Source organism: Qipengyuania sp. SS22, assembly GCF_025736935.1.
In the GTDB taxonomy this organism is placed as follows: Bacteria; Pseudomonadota; Alphaproteobacteria; order Sphingomonadales; family Sphingomonadaceae; genus Qipengyuania.
The window spans coordinates 1,635,408-1,651,292 of sequence record NZ_CP107048.1; the positions used below are offsets into that span (position 1 = coordinate 1,635,408).

Here is a 15,885-nt window from a genome sequence, read left to right on the forward strand (position 1 = left end):
AAATTCCTTCGGAAGGCGCGATCAGCGCAGCATTGAGAACAGCGAGAGATTGGCGAGGCGCACGAAGCTGGCCTGGGTCGCCTCGAGAACCGTCAGCGTCTCCTGCAGCCGGCTCATCGTGACCGCGATATCCGCACCGCCGACGCTCATGCGTTCGTCGGCAATGCGTTCGGTGTTGATTTCGCGGCGCTCGCTCATGAGATCGATCCAGTTGAGCCGCGCGCCGACAACGGTTTGCGCAGTGGTCACCTTTTCCAGCCCCCGGTCGAGATCGGCGAGCGCCGCCGAACTGGCATCGGCGGCCGCCTGGCCTCCGCCTGCCAGCGCTATCGCCAGCCCGTCGAGGACCGCGAACAGATCGGTAGGCCCGGATGCGGCGTCGAACTGGAAAACTTCCGGCCCGGTCATTCCGGGGATCACCGATTGTCCTTCGCCGATTTCGAGCGGCGTGACGGCGGCAGTGCCGACGAATTGCACGCCATTGCCGCTGCCATTGTCGATATAGGCCTTGCCCGCGGCCTGCCCCCCGAGGAGCGCGTGCCCCGTGATGTTGCGGCTGTTGCCGAGCAGCACGAGATTTTCGCGCAGGCTGGCCACTTCCACGCCGATGGCAGCGCGCTGGTCATCGTTGAGCGTGCTCACTGTCGCCTGCACGGCCAGTTCACGCACCCGCATGACAATATCGGCGATCGAGCCGAGCGTCTGGTCGGTAAGCGCGAGATCGGCCTCGGCGAGCTCCGAATTGCGGGTGTCGACGCTGGTAATGCGTTCGGTGCGCGCGAGCATCCGCAACCGCGCCGCGGCCACGGGATCGTCCGAAGAGCGTTCGAACCGTTCGCCCGTCCCGATCTGCTGCTGCAGCGTTTCGGCCTGCGCGCGCAGGCTGCCGATCTGGCGCGTGCTGCGTTCATAGAACGCCCCGGTGCTGAGATTGATCATCGCCCGATCCGCAGAAGAGTGTCGAAGATATCGCTGGCCGTCTGCATCGCGCGGCCCGAGGCCTGGAAGGCCTGCTGGAAGCGGATCAGATTGGCGGCCTCGGAGTCGAGATCGACCCCGGATTGCTGTTCGAGCGAGATGCGCGCGGAGGACGCGATCGTCTCCAGCGCGCTCTGCGTGACATTGCGCCCCGCGACCTTGCTCGACACGTCGAACAGGATCCCGCTGAGCTCCTGCGCGGGATCGAGCGCGGCCAGCGACTGGCGCAGCGCGTTGAGATTGGCATCGTCGCGGCTGGAGGCCCCCGCCCCTGCGGGCGCGGTCGCCAGACCGCGGCCCTCGCTCATGACGACGCGCAGCGCTCCGGCGGTACTGCCGGAGAAGATCGGTTGCCCCTGCGTGCCGTCGAGCGCGACGCCTGCGGCCTGCGCATTGTTCACCGCATCGGCGATGGTCGCCGCGACCGTATCGAGACGGGTGCGGACCGCCGCCAGTTCGGTCAGCGCGAGCGATGCGCCCGCGAGGCTCCCCGAACCCGGACTCACCGCCTGGCCGTCGACTGCGAAACTGAGCGTTCCGTCGGCAGCGGTGGCCGAGGACAGGGTCCCCGCAGTGCCGCCCTGGACGAAACTGCGCGGGGGATTGGTACCCAGCGAAACCGCAACGGTTCCGTCTGCGGCGAAGCTCGTCGTGAGCGCGGTGAAGCCCGACAGGCGTTCGAGCAATTGGTCGCGCTGGTCGAGCAGTGCCGCGCGGTCGCTGCTGCCGCTGCCGGCGCGCGTCAGCCGCAGGTTTACCCGCGCCAGTTCGCCGCCGATGATGTTGGCATCGGATATCTGCGCTTCGGCATCGAACCGCAGGCCATCGCCCACCGCATCGAAACCCGAGGCGGTGATGTTGAACTTGTTCGCCAGCGTCGAGGCTTCGGCGACCACTGCGGCACGCCGCGACGGATCGACCGGGTCGCCCGCAAGCTGCTGGAGCGCGGCTTCGAATTCTACGATCGAAGTGAACACGCCCGATTGTTCGAGCGCGCCTTCCATATTGCTCAGGCCCGTCAGTTCGACATTGGCGCGCTGGAGATCACCCGAAGTCCGGCGTACTTCGCCCTGCAGGAAGGCATCTGCATTGCGGCGAATTTCCGCAACGCGTGCGCCCGACAGCGAGATATCGCCGATCCGGCCCGCCCCGCCCGAGGCCGAGACTTCCTCGATCCGCAGGCTGCGCCGGACATAGCCGTCGCTCGACGCATTGGCGATGTTCTGCGCGGTGACGTCGAGCGCGCCGCGCGCCGCGCGTGCGCCGCTGGCGGCGATCGAGAGGAGATCGGAAGCCATCAGCGGTCACCCTGCGGCAGGAAGCGCGCCAATTGCTGTTCGATCGCCTGGGCGAAGCCGAGCTGGCCGGATTCGGCCGTGACTTCCGCGAAACGCGCATCGCGCATCTCGCGGAAGGTTTCCTCGCCCTCGCCGCCGAACAGCTCGTTGCCGCCGAAATCGGTGCTACGCGCGCTCGACAGCATCTGCCGCAGCAGAATCGCTTCGAACTGCTGCGCAGCCTGCCGCAATTCCTCGCGGATCGGCGAGGCTTCACGCTCGGGCAGCGGTGTCGCACCGGCGATATTGATGGGGTAAGTCGTCATATGATCACGAGCTCCGCGGTCAGCGACCCGGCCTGTTTGAGGCCTTCGAGGATGGCGACCAGATCGGCCGGGCTTGCCCCCAGCGCGTTGAGTGCATCGACCACTTCGGCGAGCGAAGCGCCCGGGCCCACGCGCGACACCACACTGCCTTCTTGTCGCGCGGTGATCGTGCTGTCGGGTTCGAGCGCGGTCTGCCCGCGGCTGAAAGGTTCGGGCTGGACCACGAGCGGATTCTCGTCGATCCGCACCACCAGGCTACCGTGGCTGATGGCGGCGGGCGCCAGCCTTACCGCGCTGGAGATGACGATCGTGCCGGTCCGGCTGTTGATCACGACCTTGGCCGCGCGTTCGGCCGGGTTGATATCGAGCATTTCGATATCCGCCATGATTTGCGCGCGCGTGTTGGCACCCGGCGGCAGCATCAGCGCCAGCGTGACGCCGTCCTCGACCAGCGCCATGCCCGGATAGGCGGCATTGATCGCATCGCGCACACGCGAGATGGTGAGGAAGTCGGCCTGGTAAAGGTTCCAGCGCAGCACTTCGGTGAAATCGAAATTGCTCGCCACCGCCTGTTCGACGCTGGCGCCGTCGGCAATCCGGCCCACGGTCGGGACATTGACGGTCAGCTTCGATCCGTCCTGCCCCGATACGCCGAGACCGCCGACCGCGAGGTTGCCCTGCGCCATCGCGTAGATCTGTCCGTCGGCGCCATAAAGCGGCGTCATCACCAGCGCGCCGCCGCGCAGCGACTTGGCCTTGCCCATGGTCGAAACGGTCACGTCGATCCGCTGGCCGGGCTTGGCGAAGGCCGGCAGTTCGGCAGTGATGATTACCGCCGCCGCATTCTTGAGCGCGGGATTGACCCCCGGCGGAAGCTGCAGACCGAGACGACCCGATACGCCGCGCATGGCCTGGGTCGCATAGGCGAAATTGTCGTCGCCCGACCCGTCGAGCCCGACGACGATGCCATAGCCGGTCAGCTGGTTCGAGCGGACCGACTGGAACTGGCCGAGATCGCGCACGCGCTCGGCAGCTGCCGGGACCGGCAGCAGCGCGAGCAGGGCGAAGAAGAAGAGAGCGAAGCGGCGGATCATGATGACTATCCTCAGAAGGGCGAAATCGCGCCGAAGAAGCGGGACAGCCAGCCTTCGCGGCTGGCGCGCTGGACCGAACCGGCGCCCGAATAGGAAATCCGCGCATCGGCCACCCGGATCGACGGGATCCGGTTGTCCTGATCGATATCGGCGAGGCGGATGATGCCCGAAAGCTGCACCCATTCTTCGCCCTGGCTCAGTTGCATGACCTTTTCCCCGCGCACCAACGCCGTCCCGTTGGGTCGGACCTCGACAATGGTGACGGTCAGGTCGGCCCGGATCGAACTGGCTTGAGAAGCATCGCCCGAACCCTTGAACGACGCGCGGCCCGAGGCATTAAGGTCGCTGTCGTCAATGCCGACGAATTCGGGCAGCGACAGGCCGATACTGCCGTCGCGCTTGGTCGAACCGCTGGTCGATTTGGACGTCTGCGTCCGCTCGACCAGGGCGATGGTGACGATATCACCGATCCGCGCTGCGCGGTTGCCGTAATAGAGCGGCGCATAGCCGTGGCTGGCCTGGTAGATGGCCCCGTCGTGGTGGCGGGTCGGCGCGGCCTGGGGCGCGGGCGGAAGTACTGCAGCGAACCCTTCGGGGCGCGCGGAACCACCACCGCAGGCAGCCAGTGCGAGCGTCAGCGGGACAAGACAGAAAGCGGGTTTCATGGCGAACGTCCTCACAGGGTCTGGTTGGCGTTGCGCAGCATTTCGTCGACGGCGGAGACCATCTTCGAGCTGATTTCATAGGCGCGCTGGCATTCGATCATCTCGACCAGCTCCTCGACGATATTGACGTTCGAGGCTTCGAGCATGCCCTGGCGGATATTGCCGCGGCCGTTCTCGCCGCCCGGGGCCAGCTCGGCTGCGCCGCTGGCGGCGGTCTCGACGAGAAAGTTGTCGCCGATCGCCTGCAAGCCTGCGGGATTGGTAAAGCGGGCCACCTGGATCTGGCCGAGCTCGGCCGGTTCGGCCTCGCCGGGCATCGCTGCCGACACGGTGCCGTCGGGCGATACCGCGACCGCGGTCGCGCCTTCGGGAATGGTGATCGCCGGCTGCACGGCATAGCCCTGCTGGGTGACCAGCTGCCCTTCGGCGGACTGGGTGAAATTACCTGCGCGGGTATAGCCGATGCGGCCACCGGGCAGTTCGACCTGGAAATAGCCGTCGCCGTCGAGCGCGAGGTCATAGGCGTTGCCAGTCGTGCTGAGCGCGCCCTGAGTCATGATCTGGCTGGTCGACTGGACCGCCACGCCGGTACCGAGATTGAGCCCGGTGGCATAAGCGGTTTCGCCCGATGAGCGCTGGCCCGCGACACGCGCATCCTGATAGGCGAGCGTGGCAAAATTGGCGCGGTCGCGCTTGAAGCCGGTGGTGCCGACATTGGCCAGATTGTTGGCGATGACGCGCATGCGCGAATCCTGGGCCTCGAGCCCGGTACGGGCGACCTGAAGGGCTGAAGTGGGCATGGTCTATCCTTTCCCTGATTAGCCGAGGCGCATGAGCTGCGCGCCGCTTTCGTCGATTTCGCGTGCGGTCGAGATGACCTTGCTACGCATGGCGAAGAGGCGCTGGGCATCGATCATCTCGACCAGCACTTCGGTGGTTTTCACATTGGATCCTTCGACCGCGCCGACCTTGACGGTCGCCGCTTCGTCGGTCGGCAGGATGCCGCCGCCTTCGACCCGGAAGAGGCCGTCGAGCCCCTTGCTGATCGGCGAGCCCTGCCACGCTGCCAGCTTGATCCGGCCGATTTCGGCGGGTGGCTGGTCAGGCGTGGCGGGATCGGCCAGCGTGATCGTGCCGTCGGGCGCGATCGCGGGAAAGCCGGTCGGCGGGATAGTGATCGGGCCGGTCTCGCCCATTACCGGGAGCCCCTCGCCATTGACGAGCAGGCCGGTGGCCGAAATCGACAGGTCGCCGCGCCGTGTATAGGCCTCGGTGCCGTCGGTCGCCTGCACCGCCATCAGCGCGTCGGTCGCCATCGCGATGTCGAGATCGCGCCCGGTCTGGACGATTTCGCCTGCGGCCATATTCGCGCCGCGCACGCGAGCGGTCTGCATCGCGCGCGCCTCGTTGGGCTGCCCCTCGATGGTGACGGCCCGCTGGTCGAGCATTTCGGCACGAAACCCGAGCGTGTTGGCATTTGCCATATTGCTCGCGATGACACGCTGGCTGTCCATCGACGCCCGCATGCCCGAAAGCGCGGTATGGATGAGGCGGTCCATGGCGATCAGGTCCGCAGGTTGATGACGGTCTGCGAGATCTGGGTCGCGGTGTCGATCGCCTTGGCGTTCGCCTGGAAGTTACGCTGGGCGGTAATCAGCCCGACGAGTTCCTCGGCGATATCGACGTTCGAACGCTCGAGCGCGCCCGAGAGCAGCGAGCCATTGGCGCCCGAACCGGGCGAACCATAGCTTGCCGGACCCGACAGGCCGGTGCCTTCCCAGTTTGCCGAGCCGACCTTCTTGAGACCGGTAGGCGAAATGAAGTTGGCCAGCGCGACCCCGCCGACGGGTTCGACCGAACCATCGGTATAGGAGGCCTGGACCACGCCCGTGCTGGAGATGGTAACCCCGGCGAATTCGGCACCCGCGGCGTTGGTCTGCGGGACTGTGGCATCGCTGATCGCATTGCCGGTCACTGCACCATTGGCATCGACCGGAAACAGCTGCAGCCGGTTGCCCGCACTGTCGGCGATGTGCCCGGTCTCGGTCATCGTGAACGAGCCTGCGCGGGTATAGAGCGTCGAGCCGTCGGCAGGCGAGCGCATGGTGAAGAAGCCATCGCCGGTCAGCGCGAGATCGAGCGCCGAACCGGTCTGTTCGACCGGGCCGAGCGAGAAGTTCTGCGTGATCGATTCCACCGAAGCGCCGATCCCCTGGATCATGCGCGGGTTGGTCAGCGCCGAACCGGCGACGATCTCGGAGAATTCGGTGCGGCTGCGCTTGAAGCCGTAGGTCTCCGAGTTGGAAATATTATGCGCGATCACGCCGAGCGAGGTCTGCGCATTCTTCATGCCGTTGAGCGAGGTATAGAAGGACATCGAATGTCTCCCTGATCAGATTTCGGTGGCGGACTGGGTGGTGACGATCAGCTGGTCGAGCTTGTCCGCGATCTGCTCGAGCATGGCATTGGTTTCCGACACGCCGGCGAGCGAGGAGAACTGCGCCATCTGGGCGAGCATTTCCTTGTTATCGACCGGATCGAACGGATCCTGCTGTTGCATCTGGACGGTCAGCAGGCGCAGGAAATCGCCCTGCCCCAGCGCGTCCATGCCGCGGCCGGATGTGGAAGTGGTGGAAGCGACCGGCGAGGTCGTCTGGGTAGTTATGGTGGTCATTTCATTCTCATCGTTTCGAGCATGAGCTGCTTGGCGGTCGACATGGCCTCGACCATGTTGCGGTACTGGCGCGAGGCTTCGAGCATCTCGACCATCTCGGCGTTCTCATCGACGGGGGCTTCCCAGACATCGCCATTCTCGTCGGCGAGCGGGTGGCCCGGATCGTGACGGCGGATCGGCGCGACATCTTCGCGCACCACCCCGCCGACGCGGACCGACGAAAGCCCCGAGGCACGGTCGAGCTCCTGCTCGAACACGGTGCGCATCGGGCGGTAGGCTTCTTCCTCGCTGCCCGAGACCGAACCCGCATTGGCCAGGTTCGACGCCGCGGTGTTCATCCGCACGAGCTGCGCGGACATGGCGCGGTGGCCAACCTCGAAGAAGGATGTGGGCCCCGCCATCGTCATTCGCCCCGGATCGCGCGGGTGACGGTTTCGACCCGTCCGCGCAGGAAGTTGAGCGTGGCGGTGTAGGCAACCGCGTTTTCGGCGAAGGCGGCCTGTTCGGTCGACATCTCGACCGTGTTGCCGTCGAGGCTGGCCATGGTCGGAATACGGTACTGGATCGCGCCATCGGTCGCGCGGTCGGCCTGCGCGCCGCCCAGGCGTGCCTGCAGCGCGGCAGCAAAGTCCACGTCGCGGGCCTTGTATCCGGGTGTCGCCGCATTGGCGATATTCGAACCGAGCACACCCATGCGCTGCGACCGGATCTCCAGTGCCGCCCCGTGAATGCCGAACAAACCTTCGCTCATGTGAGCCTCCGCAAAATATACGGGAGATGTTCAGCAAGGGGCGTGCCAAAACCCGATTGCCGCGCCCCGGCAGGCGAAACCGGCAGGATGTGGCAAGGTCTTGCCGGAAAGCGGCAAAGTTCGGCTGCCGCATAAATCCTGCCCAGCCCGCGCCGTTCTTGGTCAGCAAGGAGTAGCTACCCCATGCTGGAAACCTGGTTCGATCCCGAAGCGATCGCCATTGTCCTCGTCGGCACGCTCGTCGCCACGCTGCTGCGTTGCGGGGTGGCGGACAGCCGCATCGCCATCGGCGCATTGCGCGGATTGTTCGAACGCGCGTTCGACGTGGCGCGGGCCAAGGGCGAACTGGCCCTGCAGATCCGCGAGATTGCCGATGACGGCTTTATCCGCGCCGAGCCGCATCATTTCGGCGATAGCGAATTCGACAGCCTGTCCGATCTGATCATCAGCCAGCGTTCGATCCAGTCGCTTCACGGCGAACACCAGAAATTCAAGGAAGCGCGGCTGGCCAATGCGCAAACCGCCATGCGCGTGTTCGATTGCGCGGCGGAACTGGCGCCGGTGCTGGGTCTGGCGGGCACGCTGGTCGCGCTGGGCCAGGCGCAGGGAACGGCGGCGCAGGATACCGGCCTGGTCGGCGCTATCGCCATGGCAGTCGTCACCACGCTGTACGGCCTCCTGGCCGCGAATTTCCTCTTCGCCCCACTGGGCAGCGCGATTGCGCGCAAGTCGCGGCAGGAAGAGCGCGACCGCGATGCAGTTCTCGAATGGCTCGCCCACGGGATACGCCAGACCGGCGTGGCCAGCGGCGCGCCACACAGCGAGCGCGACGCGGCATGATCCTGCGCGCGGCTTCGGGCTGGCAAACGGTAACCGCGGACCTCGCGCTGATCCTGTTCCTGATCACGGCACAGGCGGTGCGCGAGACTCCCGCCCCGCCGCCAGAAGTCGAGGCCGAAATCGAAGCCGAGCCCGAGGCTGAAATCGACGTTGAAGAACCGGCGCCGGTGACATCCTCCGCACTTGCGCTGCACAAGCCCGCGCCGGGCGAAAGCGTCCACGAATGGCTGCTCGCCGCCGTTACCGACGAGCGGCAGGTCGCAACGATTTCGATCGGCTATGCCCCGGGCCAGCGCGAACAAGCCCTGGCAGAAGGCGAACGCCTGCTGGGTGAAGCCGAGGCCGCCGGCGTCGCCGCGCGGCTGATCGCGATGCCGAACGCGTCCGACGACATCCTCGTGTCGGTCGATTACCTCCGCACGGCGCCGGATGGCACGAACCTTGCTCCGTAACCGCGAAGACCCCCATGCCGGGGGTGGTTTCGCGAACCGGAGTCAGGATCGACCATGCGTCACACATTGCCCCTAACACTCGCCGCCGCGCTGTGTGCGAGCGCCGCCGCCGCAGCAGCGCCCATGGACCTGTCGATCATCGATCGCGCGGTCACCGATTTCACCGGCGCCGATATCGGCCAGCCAGGGGGCGCCAAGCTACCCGTCGACCGCCGCCTGAGGCTCACCGCCTGCCAATCGCCGCTCGACCTGCAATGGTTCGGCCGCGACCAGCGTTCGGTCCAGATCGCCTGTCCGAGTGCGGGCTGGCGTATCTATGTCGCCGTCGACGGCGGTTCGGGCAGCGGCCGCTACGCCGCCGCCCCCGAATATGGCGAGACGATCGTCGCGCGCGGCGAGAACGTCAGCATCCTCGTGCGCGGCAAGGGGTTCACCCTCACCCGGCAGGGGGCTGCCGTGGAAGACGGCGCGCGGGGCGAATGGATCAAGGTCCGCGCCACTGGGCAGCGCACCGAAACGCTGCGCGCAATGGTGATCCGCCCGGGCCAGGTCGGCATCGATTTGCCGTAAGCGGCAAAATAATTGCCGGGGAGTTAAACCCGCGCATCGATCGCCGTTCTGTTGGTCAACCAGCTTATGGAGCGAAACGATGCGTATTGTCGGATTGCCGGAATTCTCGGGAGCAGTGGTGCGTCCAGGCGCAGCAATTACCCCTGCCGGGAAGATTTCTCCCGCGCAGAAGGTTGCTGCGGAAGCACGCGAGGCCGAAGCTCCCATATCGACATCGCGCGTTTCTGCCGGCCCTGAGGGTCCCGTCGACCACGAACGCGTGGCCGAGATCCGCAAGGCGTTGGAAACCAATTCCTACCCGCTGGTCCCGACCGAGATCGCCGATGCGATCATCGCGGCGGGCATGTACGGAAAGGTCGGGAAATGACCCGCAAACAGCAAACACTGGCCACCCTGCAACAGATGCTCGCACTTTTGCAGGGTGAGCGGCAGGCGCTTGCCGCTCTCGACCTCGATCGCATCGTCGCCTGCACCAATGGCAAGCTCGACCTGTGCGCCAAACTCGATGTGGTCGAGCAGGACAGCCTCGATGAAGAATGCCTGGGTGTGCTCGACGCGGTACGCCGCCTCAACGAGATCAACCGCCGCCTGCGCAACCTGATCGCCAGCAACGTCCAGAACCGCCTCGGTGCGCTCTCCGGCAGTAGCGAACCCTACGCCGCGCTGCCCCGCCAGGGCATCAACGTCGCGCTCGCCTGATAGCGGCGCTACTTCCTAGCCAGGAAATTTGGCACGGACCTTGCTGAACAACCGGGAACACAATTCCCGGAGGTTTCGTGCCTACAGTCAGTCCAGTCCAGAATGCCGATGTGCAGGGTGCGATCTCCCGCGCCGCGACGCGGACGGGTGTCGATTTCGATTACCTGCTGGCGCAGGCCCGGCTCGAATCCGGGCTCGACCCCAGCGCCAAGGCCCAGACCTCGAGCGCCTCGGGTCTCTACCAGTTCATCGATTCCACCTGGCTGCGCACGCTCGACCGGCATGGCGCGAAGCATGGCATGGACTGGGCCGATGCGGCGATCACGCCCAATGGCCGCGTGGCCGATACCGCCACGCGCCAGCATCTCCTGTCGCTGCGCTACGATGCCGATACCTCGTCGCTGATGGCAGCCGAACTGACGCGCGAGAACGCCGCGGGTCTGCGCACCAGCCTGGGGCGCGAAGCCGAACCGGCAGAACTCTATCTCGCGCATTTCCTCGGCCTTGGCGGCGCGCAGCAATTCCTGGGGGCGCTGGGCAGCAATCCCGACCAGTCGGCCGCGGCGCTGATGCCGCGGGCTGCGCGTGCCAACCGCTCGATCTTCTATAGCGGCGGATCGCCGCGTTCGGTCGGCGAAGTCATGACGCTGATGCGCGACAAGGTATCGGCGGCCTATGGCGACATGCCGATGCCATCCGGCGGCAATCGCGTGGAATTCGACGCGGCCCGCTTTGCCGCGCATGCGCCCGCCAGCACCAGCCGGCCCAGCCGCGGCAGCCTTGCGCTGCCCGCCCTGCCCGGACCCGGAGGGCCGCGTCCGTCGATGGCCGACACGCTCCGCAACACCTTTGGCGAAGGCGGCGCCGGCACAGGCCGCGCGAATGAGCATATCGCTGCCGCCTATGGCAAGTTCAGGGCGCTCGGCCTGTGAACCCGCTCCGCTTCATCAACCCCGGCCTCGCGCTGCCGATCGGTATCCTGACGATCATCCTGCTGATGGTCATGCCGATCCCGGCCATGCTGCTCGACGTCTTCTTCGTGCTCAATATCGCGCTGTCGGTTTCGGTGCTGATGGCGGCGATGAACGCGCAGAAGCCGCTCGATTTCTCCTCCTTCCCTTCAGTCCTGCTGTTCGCCACGCTGCTTCGGCTCGCGCTCAATGTCGCGTCGACGCGGATCGTGCTGCTCAACGGGCATGAAGGCGGCGCTGCCGCGGGCAAGGTCATCGAGGCCTTCGGCGCCTTCCTCATCGGCGGCAATTTCGCCGTCGGTATCTTCGTCTTCCTGATCCTGATGATCATCAACCTGATGGTCGTCACCAAGGGTGCCGGTCGCGTGTCGGAAGTGTCTGCGCGTTTCACGCTCGATGCGCTCCCCGGCAAGCAGATGGCGATCGACGCTGATCTCGCCGCTGGGCTGCTGACCGCCGACGAAGCCAAGGCCCGCCGCCGCGAAATCGCCACCGAGGCCGATTTTTACGGTTCGATGGATGGCGCCAGCAAGTTCGTGAAGGGCGATGCCGTCGCCGCGCTGCTGATCCTGCTGATCAACGTGATCGCGGGTCTGGTGCTGGGCATGTCGACCCACGATCTTTCGGCGGGCGACGCCGCCAGCTTCTATATCACGCTGGCTGTGGGCGATGCACTGGTCGCTTCGGTCCCGGCACTGCTGCTGTCGATCGCGGCCGCGGTTATCGTTACCCGGGTTTCCGATGCGCGCAACCTGACCGACCAGATCAGCGGGCAATTGTCCGATCCCAAGATCTGGCTGCCCGTCGCCTGCATCCTGTTCATCATCGGCTGCATCCCCGCGATGCCGCAATCGATCATCCTGCCGCTGGCGGCGGGGGCGTTCTGGCTGTGGCACAGCCTGCGCAAGCGGGAAGAGGCCGAATTCAACGTTCCCGAGACGGTGGTCATTCCCGACCCGGCGCATATCGCGATCGACGAGGTCACCGACCAGACGCTGGTTACCATCCAGCTCGGCTATGGCCTCATCCATCTGACCGACGAGAAACACGGCGCCACGCTGATCGCGCGGCTGACCGGGCTGCGCAAGCAGATGTGCCAGACCTTCGGCTTCATCGTGCCGCAGTTCCGGATCGAGGACAGTTTCGAGGTCGATCCCGACAGCTATCGGATCACGCTTGGCGGCGCAGCAATCGGCGGCGGCAAGATCAAGCCGCACCATCTGCTCGCCATCGATACGGGCGACGTCATGCATTCGCAGGCCGTCCCCGGCGAAGCGACGATCGACCCCAGCTTCGGCTGCCCCGCCCTATGGATCGATGCGGGTTCGCGCGACCTTGCGGTGGCCGAAGGCTATCTCGCGGTCGATCCGGAAAGCGTCATCGCCACGCAGATCCACCAATTGCTCGCCGTCAGGGCGCAGGATCTGCTCGGCCCCGACCAGGTCCGCGACCTGATCGACCATTTGCGCGGCCGCCATGGCCAGCTGATCGAGACCATCACCCCGCAGCCGCTGTCGCTCGCGGCGGTGACCCGGCTGCTCAAGGCACTGCTCGCCGACGGGATTTCGCTGCGCCATTCGCTGCGCGTCTTCTCGAGCCTTTCGCTCGCCGCGCAGCAGACTGTCGAACACGACCGCCTGATCGACATCGTCCGCGCCGATCTTGGCGCGATGATCGTCGCCGAGGCCTGCCCGCCCGATGCCAAATTGCCGGTCATCACGCTGGCCGCCCAGCTCGAGGACATGGTGGTCGGCGGGCTGCAGGACCCGGCTTCGGGCGAGATCGTGATCGAACCCGACCTCGCCCGCTCGATCGGCGAGCGTATCGCCGCCATCGTGGCGCAGCGCGATCCTGCCGCCACCCGGCCTGCACTGATCGTCCAGCCGCGCGCGCGCCGCGCGCTGACCGCGCTGCTGCGCCTGCGCGCGCCGCATTGCCTGGTGCTGTCGATCAACGAACTCCCCGCTGCCCAGCCGATCGAAGTGATCGCGGTGGTCGGCGACGAAGCGCCTGCACAACCCGCCCAACTCGGCCATGAAACGGAGGCCCTCGCGGCATGAAGTATGACCACTCCCATTTCAATGCGCAGCGCGCCTATGCGAGCGAGATCAACGAGCGGATCGGAAACTTCCTGCCGATGGTCCGCAAGCTGGCCTGGTATTACGAGGGCAGTTGCGGCGCATCGGTCGATGTCGACGACCTGCTCCAGGCGGGGATGATCGCGCTGACCGAATGCGCGCAGCGTCACGACCGGCCGAGCGAGGATGGCTTTGCCGCCTATGCGAAGATGCGCGTGCGCGGGGCGATGATCGACCTGTTGCGCGGGCAATCGCCGCATGCGCGCGGTGCCGCAGCGCAGCGCCGCCGGATCGATGCGACCATAGACCGCCTGCACAGCGCCTTGGGGCGCGATCCCTCGGCTGAGGAGATTGCGCGGGAACTACATGTTTCAGTGGGGGAATATCACGATATGCGAACACAATTGGCGACGCGGGTCGTGGATCTGGAAGACTGTTATTCCGATTCCAACCCCGCTTTCGGCTCGACCGAGCCCGATGCCGAGGCGCGGCTGCTCGAAGCCGATGACCGGACGGCGCTCGCCGAAGCCATCGCGCTGCTTCCCGAGCGGTTGCAGCTGATCGTGAAGCTCCATTTTATCGAGGAGCTGAACCTGACCGAAATTGCCGCGGTGCTCGATGTCAGCGTTCCGCGTGTCCACCAGCTCAAATCATCCGCGCTGGCGAAGCTCCAACTCGCTATCGTCGAACGCTCGAGCGATTAACAATTGCTAAACGGTGTATGGCTACCGCCGCGAAAATCGGTGCGGAATTTAGGGTTCAGCCGATGACATGGGTCTTAGTGAAGGTGTACTGACACCGCAACGCGCCCCCTTCAGGGCTCGTCCGTTGGGAATGCAAGAAATGTCACTCTGGGAAACCAGGATCCTGACCTTTGTCGAGGCCTGCTCGGTCGGTGGGTTCGGAGCCGCGAACGAAGCGATTCTGGCGCTGGCCGATATCCTCGACGAAGCCCCCGAAGAAGTCGCCCCGATCATCTCGCCGCGCGCCAGCCGCGAGCGGCTGACCCAGCTGATCGCGGTCGATGCGCAGATCTGCGCCGCCATGGAACTGGTCGGACCGCTGTGCGGGATCCTCGTATCCCGCTCGGCGATGGGCTCGTCCTCGGGACTGGTGAAGATTGTCGACGAGGTCGAGGAAGGCAATTTCTTTGCCGCCGATCCGGCAGTCGCCCTGCTGGGTGCCTATGGCCGGGCACTGGTCTCGGTCATGACCTCGGGCACCATACCCAGCAATATCGCCAGCTAAGCCAGCCGCGCCCGTCGCTGCGGCACCGGCCTATTGCAAGACCGGCGCCTGAGCGAGAGTTTCGCCCCGCCGGATGGACGGGTCCGCAAACAGCTGCGCTGCGCCGGAAGCCCCACCTTCGACCGCCACGCGGATAGCCTGCGTCGCAGTACGCACATCGAGCCGAACCATCAGATTGGCGCGATGCGCCTCGACCGTGCGCGGGCTGATACCCAGGAAGCGCGCGATTTCCTTGCTCGTGCCATAATCCAGCATGCAGCCGAGCACCTGGCGCTCGCGATTGCTCAGCATGTCGAGCCGCCGGCGCGCCGCGCTGGTGCGTTCGCGCTGCGCGAGCCGGGCCGCGAAGCTGCCCTGCAACTTGGCGTATTCGCCCATGATTTCGGTCGGGTCGATGGGGAAGCCGACGTAGGACGCGACCCCTGCCTGCATCGCGCGGACAACGCGCCGTATATCCGGCTGCTGCGCATAGGCGATCACGGGCAGCCACGAGCGCTGTTCCAGCGCCTCCACCAGGCCCGCAACATCGTCGCGTTCGTCGCAATAGAGAACCAGCCCCTGCGAGGGCATATGTTCGGCAAATTCGGCGACGGTTTCGAACGGTTCGGAGTGAATCTGGCGGTCCATCAGCAAACGGCACACCTGTGCTCGGCGCGCCGCAGCGCTGTCGATCACGAAAACCTTCAACATGTAACAAGTCCCAGGGATAACAACGTACTGTCCGACAAGTCGCAACTGCCGGGCGGTCTCGATGTTCGCTTGGGATGCGCATCGTGCGCGAAGCCATCGAGACGTGGGCCCCGATACAATTCCTCTGCGCCGATTGCGATGGCCGCGTTCTCCATTTTGGAGATCGCGCTCGGGCCCGATCAGGCTTGTGTCGCGCCCAGTTTCGCCGCGCGGAAGGCAGCCGAAATTTCACGCAGATCACCGCGCAATTGCGCGATTTGCTCGAGATCGATGGCACGGATCGAATCGAGCAGCATGCTTTTCGCCGCGCCGTAGAATTGCGCCAGGCTGTCGGCCATTTCGGCTTCGCGGTCGATCCCGATCTCCAAAGCGGTCAACGCGGTGACGCAGCGCGTCAGCACGCGGCTGCGCGCGGCGCGGTCGTGGCGCGATTCGGCGATCTCGAGGAGGCCCAGATTGTCGATCAGGTCGTCGAGGCAGAACAAGACGAGGTCGTCGCGCCCGCTGGCCATCAGCCGGGCATCGAAATTGCTTTGCCGGTAGGCATCGCCGGGTCGGGCACGGGCCAGCAT

The 15,885-nt window shown here is 65.8% G+C and carries 22 protein-coding genes; 9 read left to right on the top strand and 13 right to left on the bottom strand.

Annotated features, from left to right (window positions below; translation table 11 throughout):
• Window positions 1–21 precede the first annotated feature (21 nt).
• From N6L26_RS08050 to flgB, 11 genes are read right to left on the bottom strand one after another with little or no spacing between them, the layout of a single operon-like run.
• Entirely contained in the window at window positions 22–939 is a 918-nt protein-coding gene (locus N6L26_RS08050; RefSeq protein WP_263605088.1) for a flagellar biosynthesis protein FlgL, read from the bottom strand.
• A complete protein-coding gene (flgK, locus tag N6L26_RS08055) occupies window positions 936–2,276 on the bottom strand; it encodes a flagellar hook-associated protein FlgK (protein ID WP_263605089.1) in 1,341 nt (446 codons plus the stop codon). The genes N6L26_RS08050 and flgK overlap by 4 nt, the downstream gene beginning before the upstream one ends.
• Window positions 2,276–2,581, bottom strand: a complete 306-nt coding sequence (locus N6L26_RS08060; protein ID WP_263605090.1) for a rod-binding protein — start codon at window positions 2,579–2,581, stop codon at window positions 2,276–2,278. Before N6L26_RS08060 ends, flgK begins: the two co-directional genes overlap by 1 nt.
• A complete protein-coding gene (locus N6L26_RS08065; protein WP_263605091.1) occupies window positions 2,578–3,675 on the bottom strand; it encodes a flagellar basal body P-ring protein FlgI in 1,098 nt (365 codons plus the stop codon). The genes N6L26_RS08060 and N6L26_RS08065 overlap by 4 nt, the downstream gene beginning before the upstream one ends.
• Before the next feature lie 11 nt (window positions 3,676–3,686).
• Window positions 3,687–4,340, bottom strand: coding sequence for a flagellar basal body L-ring protein FlgH (locus N6L26_RS08070; RefSeq protein ID WP_263605092.1), 654 nt, complete (start codon window positions 4,338–4,340; stop codon window positions 3,687–3,689).
• Between the two features lie 11 nt (window positions 4,341–4,351).
• The gene (gene flgG / locus N6L26_RS08075) at window positions 4,352–5,140 is read right to left on the bottom strand and encodes a flagellar basal-body rod protein FlgG (protein WP_263605093.1); all 789 of its coding nucleotides are present in this window, start codon (window positions 5,138–5,140) and stop codon (window positions 4,352–4,354) included.
• A gap of 18 nt (window positions 5,141–5,158) precedes the next feature.
• Window positions 5,159–5,899 carry a flagellar basal body rod protein FlgF gene (locus N6L26_RS08080; protein ID WP_263605094.1) on the bottom strand — a complete coding sequence of 247 codons (741 nt, stop codon included), beginning with the start codon at window positions 5,897–5,899 and terminating at the stop codon, window positions 5,159–5,161.
• Window positions 5,900–5,904: 5 nt separating this feature from the next.
• The gene (locus tag N6L26_RS08085) at window positions 5,905–6,717 is read right to left on the bottom strand and encodes a flagellar hook-basal body protein (protein WP_263605095.1); all 813 of its coding nucleotides are present in this window, start codon (window positions 6,715–6,717) and stop codon (window positions 5,905–5,907) included.
• Between the two features lie 15 nt (window positions 6,718–6,732).
• Window positions 6,733–7,014, bottom strand: coding sequence for a flagellar hook assembly protein FlgD (locus tag N6L26_RS08090; RefSeq protein WP_263605096.1), 282 nt, complete (start codon window positions 7,012–7,014; stop codon window positions 6,733–6,735).
• Window positions 7,011–7,415, bottom strand: coding sequence for a flagellar basal body rod protein FlgC (gene flgC / locus N6L26_RS08095; protein WP_320181853.1), 405 nt, complete (start codon window positions 7,413–7,415; stop codon window positions 7,011–7,013). Before flgC ends, N6L26_RS08090 begins: the two co-directional genes overlap by 4 nt.
• 2 nt (window positions 7,416–7,417) lie before the next feature.
• Window positions 7,418–7,765, bottom strand: coding sequence for a flagellar basal body rod protein FlgB (gene flgB / locus N6L26_RS08100; protein ID WP_253522563.1), 348 nt, complete (start codon window positions 7,763–7,765; stop codon window positions 7,418–7,420).
• A 183-nt stretch (window positions 7,766–7,948) separates the two neighbouring features.
• Between flgB and N6L26_RS08105 the strand changes: the two genes are divergently transcribed.
• From N6L26_RS08105 to N6L26_RS08145, 9 genes are all read left to right on the top strand, one after another.
• On the top strand, window positions 7,949–8,605 hold the full coding sequence (locus tag N6L26_RS08105; protein ID WP_263605097.1) for a MotA/TolQ/ExbB proton channel family protein: 657 nt from the start codon (window positions 7,949–7,951) through the stop codon (window positions 8,603–8,605).
• Window positions 8,602–9,057, top strand: a complete 456-nt coding sequence (locus N6L26_RS08110) for a hypothetical protein (RefSeq protein WP_263605098.1) — start codon at window positions 8,602–8,604, stop codon at window positions 9,055–9,057. Before N6L26_RS08105 ends, N6L26_RS08110 begins: the two co-directional genes overlap by 4 nt.
• A gap of 66 nt (window positions 9,058–9,123) precedes the next feature.
• Window positions 9,124–9,627 carry a flagella basal body P-ring formation protein FlgA gene (locus N6L26_RS08115; RefSeq protein ID WP_263605099.1) on the top strand — a complete coding sequence of 168 codons (504 nt, stop codon included), beginning with the start codon at window positions 9,124–9,126 and terminating at the stop codon, window positions 9,625–9,627.
• A gap of 79 nt (window positions 9,628–9,706) precedes the next feature.
• Entirely contained in the window at window positions 9,707–9,994 is a 288-nt protein-coding gene (locus tag N6L26_RS08120; RefSeq protein WP_263605100.1) for a flagellar biosynthesis anti-sigma factor FlgM, read from the top strand.
• Window positions 9,991–10,326, top strand: coding sequence for a hypothetical protein (locus N6L26_RS08125; RefSeq protein ID WP_263605101.1), 336 nt, complete (start codon window positions 9,991–9,993; stop codon window positions 10,324–10,326). Before N6L26_RS08120 ends, N6L26_RS08125 begins: the two co-directional genes overlap by 4 nt.
• A gap of 77 nt (window positions 10,327–10,403) precedes the next feature.
• Window positions 10,404–11,258, top strand: coding sequence for a transglycosylase SLT domain-containing protein (locus N6L26_RS08130; protein WP_263605102.1), 855 nt, complete (start codon window positions 10,404–10,406; stop codon window positions 11,256–11,258).
• Complete coding sequence (locus N6L26_RS08135; RefSeq protein WP_263605103.1) at window positions 11,255–13,357, top strand: flagellar biosynthesis protein FlhA; 2,103 nt, start codon at window positions 11,255–11,257, stop codon at window positions 13,355–13,357. Before N6L26_RS08130 ends, N6L26_RS08135 begins: the two co-directional genes overlap by 4 nt.
• The gene (locus N6L26_RS08140; protein WP_263605104.1) at window positions 13,354–14,079 is read left to right on the top strand and encodes a sigma-70 family RNA polymerase sigma factor; all 726 of its coding nucleotides are present in this window, start codon (window positions 13,354–13,356) and stop codon (window positions 14,077–14,079) included. Before N6L26_RS08135 ends, N6L26_RS08140 begins: the two co-directional genes overlap by 4 nt.
• Window positions 14,080–14,218: 139 nt before the next feature.
• Window positions 14,219–14,623 (top strand): hypothetical protein, encoded by a 405-nt coding sequence (locus tag N6L26_RS08145; protein WP_263605105.1) that lies wholly within the window; start codon window positions 14,219–14,221, stop codon window positions 14,621–14,623.
• A gap of 30 nt (window positions 14,624–14,653) precedes the next feature.
• Here the strand turns inward: N6L26_RS08145 and N6L26_RS08150 are convergent, their stop codons facing one another.
• Window positions 14,654–15,313: a response regulator transcription factor gene (locus N6L26_RS08150; RefSeq protein WP_263605106.1), complete on the bottom strand. Its 660-nt coding sequence runs from the start codon at window positions 15,311–15,313 to the stop codon at window positions 14,654–14,656.
• Window positions 15,314–15,492: 179 nt separating this feature from the next.
• Entirely contained in the window at window positions 15,493–15,885 is a 393-nt protein-coding gene (locus N6L26_RS08155; RefSeq protein WP_263605107.1) for a flagellar protein FliS, read from the bottom strand.